This window comes from Photobacterium sp. GB-210 (assembly GCF_003026075.1).
Classification (GTDB): Bacteria; Pseudomonadota; Gammaproteobacteria; order Enterobacterales; family Vibrionaceae; genus Photobacterium.
Map to the genome: position 1 here is coordinate 504,158 of NZ_PYNU01000001.1, position 19,544 is coordinate 523,701.

The following is a 19,544-nucleotide window of genomic DNA, read 5'->3' on the forward strand; positions in this document are numbered from 1 at the left end:
TTACATTTTTACAAGCCTGATCTTCTTGCATCAGGCTTTTTTATTGGCGTAAAAAGAAACATAAGGTTAGGACATTACACTATAAATTGAGATTTTTTTTCCGTATAATGTGCCACCGTTTGAAGGTACAGAGAAACCTTTGGTTCTGTCTTTCATCTGTTACGGAAACTACATCGGAGAAAACCTATGTCTACTCATGCTCCAGTCATCACTGTTGATGGTCCAAGCGGCGCCGGAAAGGGGACGCTATGTATGCTATTAGCAGAAAAACTGGGCTGGAATTTATTAGATTCTGGTGCAATTTACCGTGTTTTAGCATTAGCGGCTATTCATCATGGTGTTGATATCGAATCAGAAGACGCTTTAGTTCCTCTTGCTGCGCACTTAGATGTTCAGTTTATTGCAGAAGGTGAGTTGGTTAAGGTTATTCTTGAAGGTGAAGATGTTTCTGGCACGCTTCGCACTGAAGAAGTAGGTAATACAGCATCAAAAGTGGCTGCTTTACCTCGCGTTCGAGAAGCATTACTACGTCGTCAACGCGCCTTTAATGAGCAACCAGGCCTTGTGGCAGATGGTCGCGATATGGGAACCGTTGTTTTTCAAGGCGCAGAAGTAAAAATCTTTCTTGATGCAAGTGCAGAAGAACGCGCAACTCGACGTATGAATCAGTTGCAAAAAAAAGGCTTAGATGTTAACTTTGCCAGCCTTTTAAGCGAAATTCAGGAACGAGACTACCGCGATCGCAATCGTGCTGTAGCGCCTTTACGTCCTGCTGATGACGCACTAGTACTGGATTCAACCGAATTATCGATTGAACAGGTACTTGAGAAAGTCTTAGCATATGTTGATGCTAAGCTAAAATAACGAATCCATATTTAGTTGTGTGAACAGCTAAATAACGTCAGTGTCATGGATGATAACTGACTTTATTATCAACCCCATGCGGTAGGATACCCATGGTTGTTTATCATATTGAAGATTAATTAAATGACTGAATCTTTTGCTCAACTCTTTGAAGAGTCGCTAAACCAAGTTGAAACTCGCCCAGGTGCAATCGTTAAAGGTACTGTAGTAGCTATCGAAAACGGTTACGTACTAGTTGACGCTGGTCTAAAATCTGAGTCATCTATTCCTGCTGAAGAATTCAAGAACGCTGCTGGCGAACTAGAAATCGAAGTTGGTGCTCAGGTAGACGTTGCTCTTGACGCGATCGAAGACGGTTTCGGTGAAACTAAACTTTCTCGTGAGAAAGCTAAGCGCCACGAAGCTTGGATCCAGCTTGAAAAAGCTTACGAAGATGCTGAAACAGTTGTTGGTATCATCAACGGTAAAGTTAAGGGCGGCTTCACAGTTGAACTTAACGGCATCCGTGCGTTCCTACCAGGTTCACTAGTAGACGTACGTCCAGTTCGTGACACTGCTCACCTAGAAAACAAAGAACTTGAGTTCAAAGTAATCAAGCTAGACCAGAAGCGTAACAACGTTGTTGTTTCTCGTCGCGCAGTTATCGAATCTGAGAACAGCGTTGAGCGTGATGAACTACTTGCTTCTCTACAAGAAGGTATGGAAGTTAAAGGTATCGTTAAGAACCTTACTGACTACGGCGCATTCGTTGATCTTGGCGGTGTTGACGGTCTTCTACACATCACTGACATGGCTTGGAAGCGTGTTAAGCACCCTTCTGAAATCGTTAATGTTGGCGATGAAATCAACGTTAAAGTTCTTAAGTTTGACCGTGAGCGTACTCGCGTATCACTAGGTCTTAAGCAACTTGGCGAAGATCCATGGGTTGCAATCGCTAAGCGTTACCCAGAAAGCACTAAGCTTACTGGCCGCGTAACTAACCTAACTGACTACGGCTGCTTCGTTGAAATCGAAGAAGGCGTTGAAGGTCTAGTACACGTTTCTGAAATGGATTGGACTAACAAAAACATCCACCCATCTAAAGTTGTTAACGTGGGCGACGAAGTTGAAGTTATGGTTCTTGATATCGACGAAGAGCGTCGTCGTATCTCTCTAGGTCTTAAGCAGTGTAAAGCTAACCCATGGCAGTCATTTGCAGAAATGCAAGCTAAGGGCGACAAAGTTACTGGTAAGATCAAGTCTATCACTGATTTCGGTATCTTCATCGGTCTTGAAGGCGGCATCGACGGTCTAGTTCACCTATCTGACATTTCTTGGAATGTTTCTGGTGAAGACGCAGTTCGTGACTTCAAGAAAGGCGACGAAATCTCTGCAGTAGTTCTAGCAGTAGACGCTGAGCGTGAGCGTATCTCTCTAGGTGTTAAGCAAATCGAAGAAGACCCATTCAACTCTTTCGTTGCTGATACTAAGAAAGGTGCTCTAGTAACTGGTAAAGTTACTGCTGTTGACGCTAAAGGCGCAACTGTTGAGCTAGGCGAAGGCATCGAAGGTTACCTACGCGCTTCTGAAGCATCTGTAGACCGTGTTGAAGACGCAACTCTAGTTCTTTCTGTTGGCGATTCTGTTGAAGCTAAATTCACAGGCGTTGATCGTAAGAACCGCGTAATCAACCTATCTGTACGTGCTAAAGACGTTGCTGAAGAGCAAGAAGCAATGGCTACTCTGAACAAGCAAGATGATGCTGCGTTCGGTAATGCTATGGCTGACGCTTTCAAAGCTGCTAAAGGCGAATAATTGAGCATAGAGGGAATAGGCTTAGCTTTTTCCCTCTAAACGGCTATACTATTGAGAAACTTACTAAAACGGAGTGTTTATGACAAAGTCTGAGTTAATTGAAAGACTATGTAGTCAACAAACACATCTTTCAGCTAAACAAGTGGAAGATGCAATCAAGGATATCCTTGAAAATATGGCGAACACGCTTGCTGAAGGCGATCGCATTGAGATCCGTGGCTTTGGTAGCTTCTCATTGCATTACCGTGCTCCTCGCGTAGGTCGTAACCCTAAAACTGGTGATAAAGTTGAGTTGGACGGTAAATACGTTCCTCACTTCAAGCCAGGTAAAGAATTACGTGACCGTGTTAATGCATCAATTGCTGCTTAACCGCGAATAGAACAAAAAAACGGCATACTCTCAGTATGCCGTTTTTTTATGTCTTTTGATCATGGTCTGATGAGTAAAATTACTGCATAATCAATCTATCATATTGTTGATTTAGTGAGAGGATTCACGATGAAAATTTTGGGTATTATTGTTTTAGTTGCTGCATTCTTAATAACATTGGCTCTCGGTGCGCAAAACCAAATTTTAGTAAACTTTGACTATTTAGTTGCTCAAGGCGAATTCCAATTATCAACGCTATTAGGTATTGCATTTGGTTCTGGCTTTATCATTGGCTGGTTAATCTGTGGCACGCTATATCTAAAAGCACGTTTTGCTAAAAACCGCTTAGCGAAGAAAGTGACAAAACAGCAACAAGAACTAGATTCTCTACGCGCACAGCCTGTAAAGGAATAAGTATTAATGCTTGAACTGTTGTTCCTACTATTACCTATTGCGGCAGCTTATGGCTGGTATATGGGTAACAGGAGCGCAAGTAACAATCGACAAGAGCAGTCTCACCGCTTATCTCGTCAATATGTAACAGGTCTTAATTTGCTGTTATCTGATCAATCAGATAAAGCCGTCGATCTGTTTATTGAGCTGCTTCAAGTTGATAGCGAAACTATCGATACTCACCTTGCTTTGGGTAACTTATTCCGAAGCCGAGGGGAGGTCGATCGTGCTATTCGTATTCACCAAAACTTGATTGCTCGTCCTAACTTGACGATAGAGCAACGTAATTTGGCGCTTCAGCAGTTAGCAAAAGATTATATGGTTGCGGGTTTTTTAGATCGTGCTGAACGTATCTTTGAACAATTGTTGGATGAACCTGAATATAAAAAACCTGCGCTACAACAGTTATTGTCTATCTATCAGCAAACACGAGAGTGGGAAAATGCGATAGATATGGCTTCTCAACTCGTTAAATTAGGTAAAACAAAATTAAAGCATGATATTGCACACTATTGGTGTGAACTTGCCATGCTTGAAATGAGTGCGCAAAATCAGGATAAAGCGATTCAATGTTTGAAAAAGGCGCTCTCAGCAGATAAGCAGTGTGTCCGAGCCTCGATCACGATGGCTAAGATTCAGATTAAAGATAAAGATTTTAAGCAGGCAGCCAAAACGCTTGAACGTGTTCTAGAGCAAGATGCTGAATTTATTGGTGAAGCTTTACCTTTATTATTAGAATGTTACGATGCATTACATAATGAATCGGGCTGGCTGAAATATCTACAGCAATGTGTAGAAGCCAAAGCGGGGGCTTCAGCAGAGCTCATGTTAGCAGACGAAATTGCGAAAAATGAAGGGGCTGTGTCTGCTCAAGCATTCATGACTCGTCAGCTACAAAAGAACCCGACTATGAGAGGCTTTTACCAGCTAATGGATTACCATTTAGATGAAGCGGAAGAAGGCCGTGCGAAAGAAAGTTTAACCAGCTTACGTCATCTTGTTGGTGAGCAATTAAAAATTAAACCGCGTTATCGTTGTCGCCAGTGTGGTTTTGCTACCCACTCATTGTATTGGCAATGTCCATCTTGTAAGAATTGGGGACAAGTTAAGCCAATTCGTGGATTAGATGGCGAATAATGCATTAAAAAATAAAGAAACCAGACATTGTGATCTGGTTTTTTTATGCCTAATAAAGCGTGAATTTTATTCGTAAACGTTTGCGTTTGATGTAGAATTTGCGTGCGGCTGGATTGCTGCAGTAGGAAAAATGAGATATCACAGGAGACTCAATGCTAGACGCTAAAGTAATAGACCCTAAAGTAATCGTAGCCCTTGATTATGATAATCAGAATGAGGCACTCGCTTTCGTCGATCGTATTGAGCCGGGAAGTTGCCGATTAAAAGTCGGTAAAGAGATGTTCACTTTTTTTGGTCCTGATTTCGTGCGTCAACTGCATGATCGGGGTCATTCTGTATTTTTAGACCTTAAATTTCACGATATTCCAAATACCTGTTCAAAGGCGGTAAAAGCGGCAGCAGAACTTGGTGTATGGATGGTTAACGTTCATGCGAGTGGTGGCGAGCGTATGATGACAGCTTCACGTGAAATTTTAGAGCCGTATGGTAAAGACCGCCCGCTATTGATTGGTGTAACGGTGCTAACCAGTATGGAAGCATCAGACTTAGCGGGTATTGGTATTAACTGCGAGCCTCATCAGCAAGTACTTAACCTTGCATCACTGGCAAAGAATAGTGGTTTAGATGGTGTGGTTTGTTCAGCTCATGAAGCTCATACGTTGAAACAAAGTCTAGGTCAGGGTTTTAAGCTAGTAACACCAGGTATTCGCCCTGAGGGGAGTGATGCAGGCGATCAGCGTCGAATCATGACACCCGTAGAAGCAATTTCTGCTGGTTCTGATTATCTCGTGATAGGGCGCCCAATAACACAAGCTGAAGATCCTGCAAGTGTCTTGGCACAGATAAACAAATCGCTTGTGTAGCATCCTCGATATAGATGTAAATGAGAAGCCCGCGTAAAAGCGGGCTTTTTCATTTTTATATTTTGCGTTATGTGCTTATTTTGGGTGTTGAGTTGTTAATTCGTGTGCTTTTATCTTTCTTTGGCGAGCTAAAGTGACTATCTAATAATTTTTGCGTTAATGGATGTTTGGGATTGTTAAATACATTCGCGGTACGGCCTTTCTCTACCACTTCACCATCTTGCATCACCATTACTTTGTCACTGAAGTGTTTTATCACCCCCATGTGCTGCGACACATAGATATAGGACAATCCCATTTCTTCTTGCAGTTCTAATAACAGGTTTATCATCTGAGAACGCATGGACATATCAAGCCCGTTTAGTGCTTCATCAGCAACGATAATACAGGGCTGAAGAATGAGAGCACGAGCTAATGAAACACGCTGTTTTTGACCCGTAGCCAGCATTTGTGGATAGAAATAGGCATGTTCAGGAAGTAAGCCAACTCGTTTTAGTGTATCCATAATACGTTTTTCACGCGCTTGGGGCGTCATATTGGTATTACGTTTTAATGGGCCTTCCAGAATACGACCAATTTGAATACGAGGATTAAGCGACGTATTCGGATCTTGGAAAATCATTCGGATCAGCTTACAGCGCGTTTGGTAATCACCGCTTGATAAGGTGTCACCATTTACGCGAATAATGCCACTGGTTGGTTCGACAACACCTGATAGCATTTTTGCTAAGGTTGATTTACCTGACCCATTTTCACCCAGCAGCGCAATTGTTTCACCTGCTTCAAGATGAAAAGAGACCGGTTTCACGGCTTCAATTGTGCGTCTACGGAAAAGACTTGAACGATAGTGGTAATCTTTCTTTAGATTTTCTACTTCCAATAACGAACTCATTTACTGTCTTCCTCCATGTTTAGCGGGAAGTGACAGCTAAACTTATGGTTTTTAATTTTTCTACGTTTTGGCACTTCTACACATTTACGCTGGGCATGAGGACAACGAGGGCCTAATCGACAACCAATCGGTAAGTGCTGAAGTGGAGGAATAGATCCCGGTAACGTTTCTAGTTTCGTCTTATGGCTAATATTTTCTAAGCTAAAATCAGGCATAGCACGCATTAACGCAGCGGTATAAGGGTGATGCGGTGACTCTAATAACTGCTTAGAGGTGCCGGATTCAACCGATTGTCCACAATACATGACCGTAATTCTATCAGCCCACTGGGTAACCGTCGTAAGATCATGGCTGACTAATAAAATAGTGGTGTTACCTAATTGATTCATCCTGCTTAATAAGCGAAAAATTTGAGCTTGGGTAATTGGGTCTAAGTCGTTTGTGGGCTCATCGGCAATCAATAATCGTGGACGGTTTGCAATCGCCATTGCGATCATGACTTTTTGACATTCGCCATCGGTTAATTCATAAGGGTAACTTCGCATTACGCGTTTGTGCTCTTTGATACCGACTTTATGCAAAAGTGCGATAGCTTGTTTTTGACGCCAGTGAAAGCGCTGCCAAAAATGCCCAGTAAATGATGACGAGGGAATGGCTTCTTCCAATTGTTCCCCAACTGTCTCAGAGGGATCAAGACAGGTTGATGGTTCTTGGAAGATCATTGCCATTTCACGGCCAACAATTTTTCGTCGCTCACGATGAGATAGAGTGAGTAAGTCAATATCACCTAAGCGCATGCGATCGGCACTGACGCGCCAATTATCTTTAGACACGCCTGCAATCGCTTTCGCGACAAGGCTTTTACCTGAACCTGATTCGCCCACTAAACCACGAATTTCGCTTTCATTAATGGTTATGCTCATTCTATCAACCGCTTTCACCATGCCTTGTGGTGTGTCGATTTCGATAGTGAGGTTGCGTATATCGAGTAATGGCATATTAATCAATCCCTGCATTAAGAGCTTGGCGAAGACCATCACCGACTAAATTAATTACTAGAACACTAAACATAATGGCAAGACCCGGTAATGTGACTGTCCATGGTGCAAGGTAAATCAGTTCAACAGAATCACCTAACATAGCGCCCCATTCTGGTAGTGGTGTTTGCGCGCCTAACCCTAGGAAACCTAATGCGGCAATATCTAAAATAGCAATAGAGATTGCGCGCGTCATTTCAGTAATGATGGTTGATAAAATATTGGGTAAGATTGAATTCCATAAGAGGTAAAAATTATTAGCGCCATCTAATCGTGCTGCAATAACGTAATCTTTAGCAACTTCAGTATGAACGGCTGTGTACACCGCTCGAATAAAACGAGGGATCAAAGCTAGCCAAATTGCGAGTAAGATATGTGTTTCTCCCGGTCCCATATAGGCGACCACTATGATGGCCAATAAAAGCGAAGGGATAGATAACACGGTATCTAAAATATGATTTAAAAAGCTCGATTTTAAACCTTGGCTCATTCCGGCAAGAATACCGATCAGCAAGCCAATAACGCTGGATGCAAAGGCGACTAATAAGGCATAGCCAAAGGTTAGCTGTGAACCTATGATCAAGCGAGATAAAATATCACGACCTAAATCATCAGTACCAAAGAAAAAGTTTACATGACCAGAGTTGTCCCATGATGGTGGCATGAGCAGCTCACCAACTTGTTTTATCGGCGAATAGGGAGCCAGCCATTGTGCTGTTAGGGTGACAATGAGCAAAAACAGTAAACACCATAGGCCAAACATGGCCAGTGAGTTTTCCCTGAAGTTTTGCCAAGCGCGCTCCCATTGGGTTGGGATTGTTTCTTCTTGGTAAACACTATTTGATGGCATACCATTCCTTCCTTACTAATGGGTTCACCATAGCACCAGCCAAATCAGATAAAATGTTAGCCAATAAGATGAAACTACCTACTGTGATTACACCAGCTTGAATAGCAACATAATTTTGATCTGCAATCGCATTAAGTAACCAACGACCAATACCCGGCCAATTAAAAATAGATTCTGTAAGCATGGCAAAGGTCATCATTGCTGCAAACTGCATCCCTAATTTAGGAATAATGGGGGGAAGGGCATTTTTCATCGCATGACGGCGGACGATTTCAAAGGTAGATAAGCCTTTCGTTTGGGCTACTTTGATGTAGTTTTTCGTCATTACGTCTGAAATTGAGGCACGGGTTAAACGTATCACTTCCGTTGTAGGTGCCATCGCTAATACAATGGTTGGCAAGACTAAATGCTGTAGTGCGTTAAGAAATGCTTCCATACGGTATGGTTTATTTGATAGCAAAATATCAATCAGAGCAAAGCCAGTGACATGATCAAATTGATATAACAAACTGTAACGACCAGAAACAGGTAGCCAGCCTAAATTCAGCGAAAACAACAGAATTAATAACATCGCTAACCAAAATAGGGGGATGGAGTAGCCCAGTAAGGTTATTGAGGAAATGATGGTATCAAGGGGTTGTCCTCGATGTACGCCTGCGATAGTGCCAAGCGGAATACCAACGACTAACGAGAGTATAAAAGCAAAAAAGCATAGCTCTAACGTTGCAGGAAATACGGTTAATATTTCGCTACTAATAGGTGTACCATTGGGAGTGATACCGAGATTACCTGAAAGTAAGTTCTCTAAATATAAAATCCAACCACTAAAAAAGCTCTGATGCGCCCACTGTAATTGGGTATCTAAACGCAAAATACTAAAACCAATTATGGTCAGTATTAATAGCGTAATTACAAACAAATTTAGGCGACGTATCGTATAAATAAACATGCTTTACTCAATTCGATAAACACTGGAAAAAGATCGCGAACCAAATGGGTCCATCTGTAACCCCCCTAACGTTTTACTGTGGGCTTGGAAATGGACACCATGAGCCAATGGGATCACAGGTACTTGTTGATCCAAAATATTTTGCGCTTGCTGGTAATATACTTGGCGTTGTTGTTGCTTATTTGTGCGTAGTGCAATTTCAAGTAAATTATCAAAACCAAGATCACACCAGTTAGCGACATTAAGTCCTGCTTTTTTAGCATTACATGACAATAATGGTCTTAAGAAATTATCAGGGTCGCCGTTATCTGCGATCCAACCAGCAAGAACCATATCGTATTGAGTAGTATCAGTTAAACCAACACGACCAATCGTTTCTTGATGATGTAAAGACACATTGATACCAACGGCTTTCAAATTAGCTTGGATTAATTCCGCTGTTTTTCTAGGACTCGGGTTATAAGGTCGAGGCTCAAGTGGGACCCACATCGTCAGGACTTGGTTATAATCATAGCCAGCAGCATCAAGCAGTTGTTTGGCTAATTTAGGATTATAAGAAAGTGCTTTGCTGTCGTGGTTATAAGCCCAAGACATTGGGGGTAACAAGCTTTTTGCCTCTGTTGCCGTACCGTAATAAACAGAATTGAGCAGTGTTTTACGGTTTATTGCATAATTAATAGCTTCACGGATTTCTAATTTATTTAATGGTGGACGTTCCGTATTTAATGCCAGAAAGGATACATTCATCCCCGTTTGTGCAAGTAATTTATAGTTATCGTTATTTGAAATAACAGGCAATTGGCTCGCAACAGGAGATGAGAGAACATCACATTCAGAGCTTAGCAACTTAGCAAGATTACCCATGCCACGGGCTGAGATATCAAATACCACTTGCTCCATTGGTGCGGCACCTTGCCAATAATCCTTATTACGTTTTAAGCGAATAAGATCATTGGGTATAAATTGATCAACGTAAAAAGGACCCGTACCGATTGGTTGTGTATCAATAAGACCGATACGGCCTGATTTTAACAGTTGCTGACCATACTGCTGAGAATAAATCACCGCATAACTGGTTGCTAAGTTAGATAAGAAAGAATTATCTGGTCGATTTAAGGTAAATTGTACGGTGAGAGGGTCTTTAGCTTTGATGGTATCAATTAAATCAGCAAACCCAAGGCTTTCAAACCATGGGTAACGACCACCAGAAATATTATGAAAAGGGTGGTGTGGATTAATGATACGCTCAAAGCTAAAAATAACGTCATCGGCATTAAGCGGACGTGTTGGAGTAAACCAATCAGTATGTTGGAATTTAACGTTATCTCGCAGCTTAAAGGTATATACCAAGCCATCGTCACTGACAGTCCAGCTTTTTGCTAGATCAGGAAGAGGTTTGTGGCTGATAGGATCGAGTAACAGCAGGCGATCGAAAATTTGCGCCGAGAGTGTTTCTGCTGTTAATCCGCCATCCGTTAGCTGTGGATTTAATGTTGTCGGAGTATCTTGACCGCAGTAAACAAAGCCATTGCTTTGCTTAGCGGTATTATGTGACGGCTCTTTACAACCTAAAAGGCCAAGTAAAGTGAAGCCGGCAATCAAAAGACGACTGTAAGCGCTCATATTTAATAGGCGTTAAATGAAATTAAGTCGTTAAATTTAACATTTTTCTTTTAACGTCACCAAGCTATCCTGCTTTATTTATAAGTAATTAGTCTAAAACCGTTATATATCTTTAATTATCGCGTGAATTTGGTTGATTAATCACCGTTAACGTTAATGTCATACTTTCGAATGAGTCCTCTTAACTGGTGATAACTTAAGCTTAAAAGTTCGGCGGCTTTTGTTTGATTAAAGCGAGCGTGTTTAAGTGCTTTGTTGATCAACATGATTTCTTGATCTTGTAAGTAGTGGCGAAGATCAACGGGAAGTTGAATGCTAGAGTTTTCTTGTTTGACTGCTGGGGTGTCTACAATGGATAAAGACTGTGATGGTGCTGGCTCACAAGATTGCCAAGCTGTAGCGAAAGGGTCGGTATAAATTTCGTCAATAGCTTCACCTTCATTGCGATGACGAAATACAGACCGTTCGACAACATTTTTTAACTCTCGAATATTCCCTGGCCATTGATAGTCGAGTAGTTGTTGTTTAGCGTGTTGTGAAAAACCTGCAAAATAGCTATATCCTAATTCGCGACACATACGCACAGCATAGTGTTCTGCCAATGGTAAAATATCGTCTAGTCGTTCACGTAATGGTGGAAGGTGGATGATTTCAAAGGCGAGTCTATCAAGTAAATCTGCTCGAAATTTTCCTTCAGCAACGAGTTCGGGTAAATTTTCATTAGTTGCACAAACTAAGCGTACATTCGCTTGGCAAGGTTTATTACCGCCCACGCGCTCGTACTCACCGTATTCAATCACGCGTAATAATTTTTCTTGAACCCCCATCGGGGCGGTTGCTAATTCATCTAAAAAAAGCGTGCCATTTTCTGCGCGTTCAAAGCGCCCTTGGTGGCGACCTTTCGCGCCTGTAAAGGAGCCCGCCTCATGGCCAAATAGTTCAGAATCAATGACGCCTTCGCTTAGTGCGGCACAGTTCAGTGTCACTAAAGGTTGATCCCAACGTTTTGATAAATAGTGAACGCGTTGGGCGATTAACTCCTTACCTGTGCCTCGTTCACCAAGAATAAGAATTGGGCGATTGAGTGAAGCGAGGCGTGATGCTTGGTCTAGGACACTTAAAAAAGCATCAGATTCACCGATTAAGTTTTCCGTTTTACGCATTGGTTAATCTCACTATTAATTGGTTAAATTAACTATATCATAGCTTGCTTAAAAGTGGGTTGAAAATTAAGTTGTTGATATTTAATACGTTAAAAGTTGGCACAGTACTTGAAATATCTAAGTGGTAACACAAGAACATTAAGTTAGTATCACTATATAAACCTGTAAGCGTGATTACTGTGAAATGGGTTTAATCAAGGAGTTTAATGATGGGTATTTTTTCTCGTTTTGCTGATATCGTAAATGCTAACGTGAACTCGTTACTGGATAAGGCTGAAGATCCACAAAAACTGATCCGTCTTATCATCCAAGAGATGGAAGATACATTAGTTGAGGTACGTACATCTTCAGCGCGTGCATTAGCGGATAAAAAAGAGTTACAACGTCGTATTCAAGCGATTGAATCACAAATTACAGATTGGCAGGAAAAGGCGAGCCTTGCACTGCAAAAAGGTCGTGAAGATTTAGCCCGTGCAGCACTGATCGAAAAGCAAAAACTGGCTGATGTCGCATTAACGCTCAATGAAGAATACAAACTAGTAGAAGAGACGATTGAAAAATTGTCATTAGAAGTCGCTGAACTTGAGCGTAAGTTGCAAGAAACACGCGCTCGTCAACAAGCGCTAGTGACGCGTCATAAAGCCGCAGGCACTCGCCGCGATGTTCGTCGTCAGCTAGATACAAGTAAAGTTGATGAGGCGATGTCTAAGTTTGAGCAATATGAACGTCGCATCGATGAAATGGAAGCAGAAGCAGATAGTTATAGCTTTGGTCGTGGCAAAAGCTTAGAGTCAGAATTTGCTGATTTACAAGCACAAGACGAAATTGAAAAAGAACTTGAGCGCTTAAAAGCGAACATCAAGGATAAAGAGTAAGTACAACTAAGTTATCGTCGTTGTTTCATTGATTCTGCGCGAAAGGAGAACAAATAATGTCAATGGGTTTTATTAGCGTTCCATTAGTGGTGTTCATGATTATTGTCGCACCGCTATGGTTAATCCTTCACTATCGTAGTAAACGTCAAGCCGGTGAAGGGCTGTCAGGTGAAGATCAGAAAAAGTTAGAGACCTTGGTGGCACGCGCAGAAGATATGCAAGAACGTATTGTGACGTTAGAGCGTATTCTTGATGCAGAAGTACCAAGATGGAGGCAAAAATAATGAGTAAAACCTTATACCGTGATCCTAAAAAAGGAAAATTGGGCGGTGTGTGCGCTGGTTTAGCTGAATATTTCGGTGTTGAAATTTGGTTGGTACGTATTCTTGCTGTTTCAGCCTTCTTACTTGGTTTGGGCTTTTTTGCCACGATTGCTTATATCGCCGCATGGTTAATTTTAGATAAAATGCCACCACAGCGAAAAGAGCAACAAGATACTTATACCGAGCACAACGTAAAACAGAAACCGTGGCAGGCGGGTCGCTCTGCGCATCAAATTTTACAAAAAGTGGAATCAGAATTTGATACCGCCGAAAAGAAAGTACAACAGATGGAAGCGTATGTTACATCTTCTGCATTCAAAGTGGATCGCGAATTCAATAAGCTTTAATTACCCGTAAAATTTAGCCTAATGAAGCAGGTGCTGATCAATGTCAGGCCTGCTTTTTTCCGTTATAAAGGCGTAATATAGTTAAATCACTTTATTGATAATTATTAGAATAAAGTTGTTAAACCTAAAACAAAAATGAAAACAACTAGGGTTAATCATGAATCGAATCAGTAATGAGTTGAATAAGCTCGTTAATAGAAGTTTGGATCGACACGTTCGACTTGCCGTTACAGGATTGTCTCGAGCGGGTAAAACGGCCTTTATTACTTCTCTTATTAATCAATTACTGCATGTAAGTACGAATGCTCGCCTACCTATGTTTAGTGCGATGCGTGACGGCCATTTATTAGGTGCAAAGCGTGTTCCTCAGTTAGATCTGCATGTGCCTAAATTTGGCTATGATGAAGGAATGCAATCAATTATGTCGACGCCTCCTGAATGGCCAGAGCCAACAAGGGATGTGAGTCAAACGCGTTTAGCACTTCGTTATAAGCCTCAGAAAGGGGCATTGAAACTATTTCAAGATACCGCCACGTTGTATTTGGATATTATTGATTATCCCGGCGAGTGGTTATTAGATTTACCGTTACTTGATTTAGATTTTACTCAATGGTCGGCACAACAAAGCCAAGTACTAAAAGGTAAACGTCTTGAATTAGCTCAAGATTGGCTTGCTAAAACCGAGATGTTTGATCCTTTTGCACCCGCAGATGAAAAGCAAATTGAAGAAATATCGAAGGCGTTCACCGAGTATTTGCATCAATGTAAGGCAGAAGGGGGATTACATTGGGTTCAACCCGGACGTTTTGTTCTTCCCGGTGAATTAGCTGGTGCACCTGTTTTACAATTTTTCCCGCTCCTGTGGAATAAAAAGTACACAGAAAAACAGCTGATGGATGCAGATGAAAGCACCAATATTGGGATGCTTAGAAATCGCTATAAGTATTATCAACAGCATGTTGTGAAGGCGTTCTATAATGATCATTTTTCAAAATTTGATCGCCAAATCATATTAGTTGATTGCTTACAGCCTCTTAATTCGGGACCTGAATCGTTTAATGATATGCGTCAAGCGTTGGATCAGCTGATGCAAAGTTTTAAATATGGGCGTAGCTCGTTACTGCGTCGTCTATTTTCACCGCGTATTGATAAAGTACTCTTCGCTGCAACCAAAGCCGATCATATTACGCCTGAGCAGCACCCGAATTTAGTCGGATTATTACAGCAGCTAGTGAATGAAGCATGGCAAACCGCTTCCTTTGAAGGCATTAAAATGGATTGTGTTAGTTTGGCATCGATTCAAGCGACTGAGCCTGGCTTTGTGACTCACAAAGGGCAGCAAGTCCCTGCATTAAGGGGGACCGATTTGTTAGGTCATGCACAAACTCTCTTTCCCGGAGAAGTGCCAAAACGGTTACCAAACGTTGATTTTTGGCAGCAGCAGAGCTTTGATTTTATTAATTTCCGTCCCTTGCTACAGCAAAGTGATGAGCCTTTGCCGCATATCCGAATGGATAAAGCACTTGAGTATTTGTTGGGAGATAAACTGCAATGAGTGAACCGTTAAAAAGTAAAATTGTTTTTGATGATCCAACAGTTAACCAAGAACAACGCAATATTGCGTCGAAATTGGAGTTTGCTCAACAAGCCGATTTTTTACCTGAAGCAATAGAGCAACAAGAAACTGAAATTGAAAAAGATCTCAAACAAGTATTAGCAGCGAAACCAAAACGTCGTTATGGCTTTTTAAAAGGGGTAGTGGTTGCAGGCGCGGCAATGGTGGGGTGGCAGACGGTTGACCATGTTGTGACAGCTTATCAAACAGCAAATTGGTTATCGCTTGGCTGGAGTGCATTGGTTGCCAGTATTGCCGTAGTTGGTATCGGTGCATTGGGGCGGGAGCTTTTGACGTTACGACGGTTAAAATCACGTCAAACAGAGCGTGATGAAGCCCAACTCTTACTTGATGGTAATGGCATTGGTAATGGTAAAGCTTTTTGTACCAAACTGGCACAGCATAGTCAGATTAGTAGTGATAACTATGGTTATGATCGCTGGACGAATTCGTTAGACGCGACGCACAATGATCGCGAAATACTTGAGCTTTATGATCGCTTAGTGGTCAGCCAGCAAGATAAATTAGCTCGAAAATTAGTGGCGAAATATTCATCAGATGCCGCGGTGATGGTTGCATTAAGCCCACTAGCAGTGGCTGATATGTTGCTGGTGGCATGGCGTAATTTGCGCTTAATTGAACAAGTTTCTCGAGTTTATGGTGTCGAATTAGGTTACTGGTCTCGCATTAAGCTACTTAAGCTGGTATTGGCTAATATGGCATTTGCAGGTGCATCTGAAGTGATCACTGATTTGGGGATGGATATGCTCTCAATGGACTTAGCGGGTCGTATGTCTACCCGCGTTGCGCAAGGGGTGAGTATTGGTTTATTGACCGGAAGACTAGGCTTAAAAGCGATCAGCTTAGTACGTCCTTTACCATGGTTACCGGGAGAGCAACCCAAATTAGCTGAAATACGAAGCGATCTATTTAAACAGCTTGGTACCAAAGAAAAAGATTAACTAGATATTCCACTATTAAGCGTAAATTGAAGTGGTTAAGTGGTCAGGGAGAATACGACTATTTGACCACTTTGTTCATCTTATTTAACGATAGCGAGACTTTCATCTCCAGGCGCATAGCCAAATTTAATATTTTTAATGGTGCTATTAAGTTGAATATTACGAATTATAACTGGCATCGAAGTTCCGAGTGCGGTAGACACGCCTGCCCATCCGTTTTCTTGTGCTGATAGCACAATATAAAGTGTGCCTTGCTGTTGCTTAAAATAAAGCACTTTAGCTGCATCGGGGTAGGGGAGCGTTGCAAGTGCTGCTTGTTCTGCAATGTATTTTAAGTCTATTTTACCGTTACGAGGTTTTTTACAAGTATCAGTAAAGGCAGTTTTATCAAAAGGATCTGTACCACCTGCCTGAATAAAATCTGCCATTTTTTGTTGGTACTGATCCATGTCTTTTGGCAGTGATAAAACAAATTCACCGTTACCACATAGATTTTCTGCCGTCGTCTCGACTTGCTTGGCTGAGCTTTGTGCATCGCAACCAAATAGAGTGATGACTAAGGGAAGTAATATGCTCAGTTTATTCATGATTTACTCTATTGTTAAAAGAATCAGCTTAAACATAAATAAGAGTTGGGGTGTTAGAAGATTGAAAATTAAATACTTATTTTCTTGTTATGTCGTCAAGATAGCATCTTTACAACACTTTACATTCTCTGAAGCTTATTTACGTTAGAGTCGTTATCGTATCCTTGGGTTAATGATAAGGACAACAAGGTGAATTATTATCCAACGGCAGCCATCATCACTGAGCAACGATTTGGCTTTGGCCCCAAACTGAATGATCAGCATGTATTAACGCTGGCAGAGCAGATCTCAACTAAACCATATATTGATACCGCTCTACAGTCTTTACCTTCGACGAATAATATTTTGGTTCAGATCGGTCAATTTAATCAACAGCGTAAAAAATTAAAAAAATCCCCGAATGAAAAGCGTGCCGTTCAAAAGCAGGTTAATCAATTTTTTAATCTGAGTTATGAACAGCAAGTATCTGCACGTAATCTACAAACATTGCATTCCTCCAATAGTTTTCAAGAACGTTTAATTCAATTTTGGAGTAACCATTTTGCAGTCTCTGCCGATACGCGCAAAGTAAAACCTATTATTGCTGGGATTGAGAATGAGGTAATACGCCAACACTGGAACGGTAATTTTGCCGATATGCTTCAAGCAACGATTAAGCACCCAACAATGTTGATGTTTCTCGATAATAATCTATCGATAGGGCCTGATTCTAAATTGGGTAAGAAACGCCATAAGGGACTCAATGAAAATCTCGCTCGTGAAATTATGGAGTTACATACCTTAGGGGTTGATGGCGGTTACAGTCAGCAAGATGTTATCCAATTAGCACATGCGATAACAGGCTGGATGGTCAGTTTTGATAAGCAAAATCCTGGGTTTAAATTTGCAGCTTGGGCGCATCAACCTGGTGATGTGATGTTATTAGGTCAGCGTTACGCACAAACAGGGATTGGACAGGGAGAAGCGTGCTTAAAAGATCTTGCATTGCATCAACAAACCGCAAGGCATTTGGCAACTAAATTAGCTCAACACTTTATTGGCCAGCCCAAGAAGGAGCTAGTGGATGATTTAGCCGGTGTTTATCTAAAAAATAACGGTGAATTACAGCCTGTTTATAAGAGATTATTGCAAGAGCCTGAAGTAAATACGGCTGCGCCTCTTCGCTTTAGAACGCCTCAAGAATGGTTATTTGCGCTTTTACGTAGTGCTGATCTCAACCCATCGGAACACAAAATTACTCAACAATTGAGGTTGTTGGGACAACAGCCATTTATGGCAGGTTCTCCGGCGGGTTGGTCTGATCAAGATAGTGATTTCAATAGTTCTTCAGCGTTGATACAACGTTGGCAAGTAGCAAATACATTTGCGGTGCTTGCGGTAAGAGAAGCGAAGAAGAAAAAAGTCAAACCGCTTCAGTTGGTAAAACAAGTGGTCAATAATCTTTATGGAAAAGATCTTGATCAACACACAGAGCTTGCAATGAATAAGGCTAACGGTGCGATAACGAAGTTAGTTTTATTATGGCTAAGCCCACAGTTTATGTATCGATAGCGAGATCGTGATGGATAATAATATATTTGATCGCCGTATGTTCTTAAAATCTTTAGCTGCGGTTGGGATATGCAGTGCATTGCCATCTATCGCTTTTGCGAAAACACAGTCGGCAAATATTTTTGTATGGATTACATTGCGCGGTGCAATGGATGGGTTAAATGTGGTTGTACCCTATGGAGATAAAGACTATTTACCGCAAAGACCGTCGATTGGATTACATAAAAATCAGCTTAATAAACTCGATGATTTCTTTGGTTTACATCCAGCACTAAAGAGTTGTTATCAGTGGTATCAACAAGGCGAGATGGCTTTTATTCATGCGTGTGCATCACCTTATCGTCAGCGCTCACATTTTGATGGGCAGAAAGTATTAGAAAATGGTACTGAGGATCCGTTACATCGTGATGGTTGGCTAAATCGCTTTCTATCTGTTGATAACAAGCAGCATACGATAGCCATAGATTCTGGTTTACCTTTAATTGTTCAAGGTAATGCCCAAGCTGATAGTTGGTATCCACATAAATTGAAGATTAAGCAGCAACAAGCTGAATTGTTGCAGGATATGTATCAAAGCGATCAGACGTTATCTGACAACTTTATTAATGCATTAGACATTGAAAAAATGGCAGGTCATGTAAAAGGCGGCCAACAATTTCATGCTTTGGCGCAACAAGCAGGGAAATTTTTAACGTCGGAAAATGGACCGAATATTGCGGTATTAGAGCTAGGTGGATGGGATACACACGCAGGAGAAGGCGCGGTTAAAGGTCGTTTAGCGAGCCAATTAAAGAAACTTGATGAGGGACTTTCAGCTTTAAAATCACAGTTAGGTGAGGCTTGGTCGCGAACGGTGGTTATAGCCGCGAGTGAATTTGGCCGAACAGTTGCTGAAAATGGAACTAAGGGAACCGATCACGGTACGGCTAACGCAATGTTGATAGCGGGAGGTGCGGTGAGTGGTAATCAAGTGATAACAAAATGGCCAGGGTTAGCGAAATCTCAGCAATACAAAGGAAGAGATTTAGCTCCAACGACGGATATTCGCTCTATATGTAAAACGGTATTGTATTCACATTTAGGAGCAACAAATAAGCAACTCGATATAGTTTTTCCGAGCTCAAGTGAGCTACCTATCATGAATGATTTAATCCGTCATGCTTAAGATAAAGGCGCTGTTAGTTCAATAGATACTAAAAGCATAACGTTATTTTTTAATTATAAATGGCTTGATTCTGAGCGGGAGACTTGACTCAATTTAGCGTTAGTCGCACACTGTTAAAAGTGTC

20 protein-coding genes are annotated in these 19,544 nt (G+C 41.4%); 13 read left to right on the forward strand and 7 right to left on the reverse strand.

The window, feature by feature from the left end:
• The first annotated feature begins 186 nt into the window (after positions 1-186).
• From cmk to pyrF, 6 genes are all read left to right on the forward strand, one after another.
• A complete protein-coding gene (gene cmk, locus C9J38_RS02350) occupies positions 187-864 on the forward strand; it encodes a (d)CMP kinase (RefSeq protein ID WP_107205700.1) in 678 nt (225 codons plus the stop codon).
• Positions 865-987: 123 nt separating this feature from the next.
• Positions 988-2,658 (forward strand): 30S ribosomal protein S1, encoded by a 1,671-nt coding sequence (gene rpsA / locus C9J38_RS02355; RefSeq protein ID WP_005370867.1) that lies wholly within the window; start codon positions 988-990, stop codon positions 2,656-2,658.
• Between the two features lie 79 nt (positions 2,659-2,737).
• A complete protein-coding gene (gene ihfB / locus C9J38_RS02360; RefSeq protein WP_008986714.1) occupies positions 2,738-3,028 on the forward strand; it encodes an integration host factor subunit beta in 291 nt (96 codons plus the stop codon).
• A gap of 129 nt (positions 3,029-3,157) precedes the next feature.
• Positions 3,158-3,442, forward strand: coding sequence for a LapA family protein (locus C9J38_RS02365; RefSeq protein ID WP_005366997.1), 285 nt, complete (start codon positions 3,158-3,160; stop codon positions 3,440-3,442).
• Positions 3,443-3,448: 6 nt separating this feature from the next.
• Entirely contained in the window at positions 3,449-4,618 is a 1,170-nt protein-coding gene (gene lapB, locus C9J38_RS02370; RefSeq protein WP_107205701.1) for a lipopolysaccharide assembly protein LapB, read from the forward strand.
• 152 nt (positions 4,619-4,770) lie between these two features.
• Positions 4,771-5,481 carry an orotidine-5'-phosphate decarboxylase gene (gene pyrF / locus C9J38_RS02375; protein ID WP_107205702.1) on the forward strand — a complete coding sequence of 237 codons (711 nt, stop codon included), beginning with the start codon at positions 4,771-4,773 and terminating at the stop codon, positions 5,479-5,481.
• Positions 5,482-5,548: 67 nt separating this feature from the next.
• Here the strand turns inward: pyrF and C9J38_RS02380 are convergent, their stop codons facing one another.
• From C9J38_RS02380 to pspF, 6 genes are all read right to left on the reverse strand, one after another.
• Entirely contained in the window at positions 5,549-6,373 is an 825-nt protein-coding gene (locus C9J38_RS02380; protein WP_107205703.1) for an ATP-binding cassette domain-containing protein, read from the reverse strand.
• On the reverse strand, positions 6,370-7,371 hold the full coding sequence (locus tag C9J38_RS02385) for an oligopeptide/dipeptide ABC transporter ATP-binding protein (protein WP_107205704.1): 1,002 nt from the start codon (positions 7,369-7,371) through the stop codon (positions 6,370-6,372). Before C9J38_RS02385 ends, C9J38_RS02380 begins: the two co-directional genes overlap by 4 nt.
• A 1-nt stretch (position 7,372) precedes the next feature.
• Positions 7,373-8,260: a putrescine export ABC transporter permease SapC gene (gene sapC, locus C9J38_RS02390; RefSeq protein ID WP_107205705.1), complete on the reverse strand. Its 888-nt coding sequence runs from the start codon at positions 8,258-8,260 to the stop codon at positions 7,373-7,375.
• Entirely contained in the window at positions 8,247-9,209 is a 963-nt protein-coding gene (locus C9J38_RS02395) for an ABC transporter permease subunit (protein WP_107205706.1), read from the reverse strand. Before C9J38_RS02395 ends, sapC begins: the two co-directional genes overlap by 14 nt.
• 3 nt (positions 9,210-9,212) lie before the next feature.
• A complete protein-coding gene (gene sapA / locus C9J38_RS02400; RefSeq protein ID WP_107205707.1) occupies positions 9,213-10,832 on the reverse strand; it encodes an ABC transporter substrate-binding protein SapA in 1,620 nt (539 codons plus the stop codon).
• Between the two features lie 137 nt (positions 10,833-10,969).
• Positions 10,970-11,995, reverse strand: coding sequence for a phage shock protein operon transcriptional activator (pspF, locus tag C9J38_RS02405; RefSeq protein ID WP_107205708.1), 1,026 nt, complete (start codon positions 11,993-11,995; stop codon positions 10,970-10,972).
• A 209-nt stretch (positions 11,996-12,204) separates the two neighbouring features.
• Here pspF and pspA point away from each other — a divergent pair, with 209 nt between their 5' ends.
• The 5 genes from pspA to C9J38_RS02430 all read left to right on the forward strand — a co-directional run bounded on the left by pspA (position 12,205) and on the right by C9J38_RS02430 (position 16,117).
• Positions 12,205-12,870 carry a phage shock protein PspA gene (pspA, locus tag C9J38_RS02410; RefSeq protein ID WP_107205709.1) on the forward strand — a complete coding sequence of 222 codons (666 nt, stop codon included), beginning with the start codon at positions 12,205-12,207 and terminating at the stop codon, positions 12,868-12,870.
• Positions 12,871-12,926: 56 nt separating this feature from the next.
• A complete protein-coding gene (pspB, locus tag C9J38_RS02415; protein ID WP_006646015.1) occupies positions 12,927-13,154 on the forward strand; it encodes an envelope stress response membrane protein PspB in 228 nt (75 codons plus the stop codon).
• Positions 13,154-13,540, forward strand: coding sequence for an envelope stress response membrane protein PspC (gene pspC / locus C9J38_RS02420; RefSeq protein WP_005367018.1), 387 nt, complete (start codon positions 13,154-13,156; stop codon positions 13,538-13,540). The genes pspB and pspC overlap by 1 nt, the downstream gene beginning before the upstream one ends.
• A 157-nt stretch (positions 13,541-13,697) precedes the next feature.
• A complete protein-coding gene (locus tag C9J38_RS02425) occupies positions 13,698-15,095 on the forward strand; it encodes a YcjX family protein (protein ID WP_107205710.1) in 1,398 nt (465 codons plus the stop codon).
• On the forward strand, positions 15,092-16,117 hold the full coding sequence (locus C9J38_RS02430; protein WP_107205711.1) for a YcjF family protein: 1,026 nt from the start codon (positions 15,092-15,094) through the stop codon (positions 16,115-16,117). The genes C9J38_RS02425 and C9J38_RS02430 overlap by 4 nt, the downstream gene beginning before the upstream one ends.
• An 80-nt stretch (positions 16,118-16,197) precedes the next feature.
• Here C9J38_RS02430 and C9J38_RS02435 read toward each other — a convergent pair whose 3' ends face one another.
• Positions 16,198-16,704, reverse strand: coding sequence for a hypothetical protein (locus C9J38_RS02435; RefSeq protein ID WP_107205712.1), 507 nt, complete (start codon positions 16,702-16,704; stop codon positions 16,198-16,200).
• 189 nt (positions 16,705-16,893) lie between these two features.
• Between C9J38_RS02435 and C9J38_RS02440 the strand changes: the two genes are divergently transcribed.
• A complete protein-coding gene (locus tag C9J38_RS02440) occupies positions 16,894-18,255 on the forward strand; it encodes a DUF1800 family protein (RefSeq protein ID WP_107205713.1) in 1,362 nt (453 codons plus the stop codon).
• Positions 18,256-18,265: 10 nt separating this feature from the next.
• Positions 18,266-19,420 (forward strand): DUF1501 domain-containing protein, encoded by a 1,155-nt coding sequence (locus tag C9J38_RS02445; protein WP_107205714.1) that lies wholly within the window; start codon positions 18,266-18,268, stop codon positions 19,418-19,420.
• The last annotated feature ends 124 nt before the right edge of the window (positions 19,421-19,544 follow it).